Origin of the sequence: Streptomyces sp. SID14436 (assembly GCF_010548465.1) — a bacterium.
Classification (GTDB): Bacteria; Actinomycetota; Actinomycetes; order Streptomycetales; family Streptomycetaceae; genus Streptomyces.
Window position 1 is genome coordinate 1 of sequence record NZ_JAAGMD010000219.1, and the last position, 1,440, is coordinate 1,440.

Annotated in this window: 2 protein-coding genes; both read right to left on the reverse strand. The window is 74.3% G+C overall.

The window, feature by feature from the left end; translation table 11 throughout:
• Window positions 1-1,020 (reverse strand): AAA family ATPase (locus tag G3I53_RS07980; RefSeq protein ID WP_164438165.1); only part of this gene is annotated, 1,020 nt, incomplete at its 3' end.
• Window positions 1,021-1,178: 158 nt separating this feature from the next.
• Window positions 1,179-1,440 (reverse strand): helix-turn-helix transcriptional regulator (locus tag G3I53_RS07985; protein ID WP_164438166.1); only part of this gene is annotated, 262 nt, incomplete at its 5' end.

Sequence of the window (1,440 nt, forward strand, 5' to 3'; positions counted from 1 at the left end):
CAGCGCCGCCGAGATCAGCGGGTGCGCGAACCGCAGCGCCGGGTCCTCCGGGTCGGTCGTCAGCAGCCCCAGCGCGGCGGCCTGCGCGGTCTCCGCCTCGGCCTGGTCACGTCCGGCCGCGTGCAGCAGCGCCAGCGTGGGCCGCGCGCCCGCGCTGGCCACCAGCAGGGTGCGGCGCGCCTCGTCGGACAGCATGCCCAGGCGGCTGAGCACCAGAGCCCGCAGCGAGGTCGGCACCGGCAGCGGCTCGCCCGGCCGGGGCCGGGTGGGGCTCTCGGCCAGGGCGCGGCCCAGTTCCAGCGCGAACAGCGGGTTGCCGCCGCTGGTGCGGTGGATGTCGCGGACGGTGGAGCGGGACAGCCCGGTGTAGCCGCGGTGGTCGAGCAGCGCGGACACCTGGGAGCGGGAGAACGGGCCCAGCCGCACCGCGTGGGTGTCCGGCGGGCAGGCCCGCAGGTGCCGGTCGTACTCCTGGCCCTCGGTGCGCACCGCGCACAGCATCTGCACCGGGGTGTCGCCCAGGCGCCGGGCGGCGAACCCGAGGAGTTCGGCGCTGGCGGAGTCCAGCCACTGGAGGTCGTCGGCGACGACCAGGACGGGGCCCTCGGCGGCCAGTGCCCGCAGCGTCGACAGGACCGCCAGCCGCAGCGCGAGCCCGTCGCGCTGGAGGGAGGACTCGCCGCGGCCGGTGAGCGCCGACTCCAGGGCGGTGCGCTGCGCGGCGGGCAGCCCGGCGGACACCCGGTCCAGGACGAGACCGAACAGATCGGCCAACGCCAGGAACGGCAGATGGGATTCGGACTCGGTGGCCGAACAGCGCAACACGGTGCGCGCCCCGCCGGCGTTTTCCGCCGCAAGTGCCCGCAGCACGGTCGATTTTCCTATTCCAGCGGGCCCGTGGAGCAGCACACTGCCGCCCCCGGCGAGCTGTCCGCGGGCGTCCGCGTACAACTCCTCCCGGCCGATGACCAGGTCGGGGCGGCACCTGGCAGGCTCCTTGAAGTCCCCTTGCACGGTCACCGCTCCCCTCCGAGTGTCGTGTCCTGGCCAATATTAGGCAATCGACTCTTTCATTTCGGACGGACGGCGTGGTGAGGGAAATAACAGTGCAGCGACATCCGGAAAAATCCAATGCCCCGCCCACGGAAATAGCACCCTGGCGGGAAATCACCGCAAACCTACGGCAACCACCCCGCCCTGCGTGCCGCGACCACGGCCTCGCCGCGGGTCCGCGCGCCCAGCTTGCGCATCGCCGACCGCAGGTACGCCTTGACGGTTTCGGCCGTCACGCCCAGCTGCCGCGCGGCCACCGCGTTGGTCGCCCCGGCCGCCACGCACCCGAGCACGTCCACCTCCCGGGGCGCGAGCCGCACCCCGGCCGGGGCGGCCGGGCCGGGAGCGAGCAGGGCACAGGCGTCCAGCAGCTCGCCCCGCAGGCCG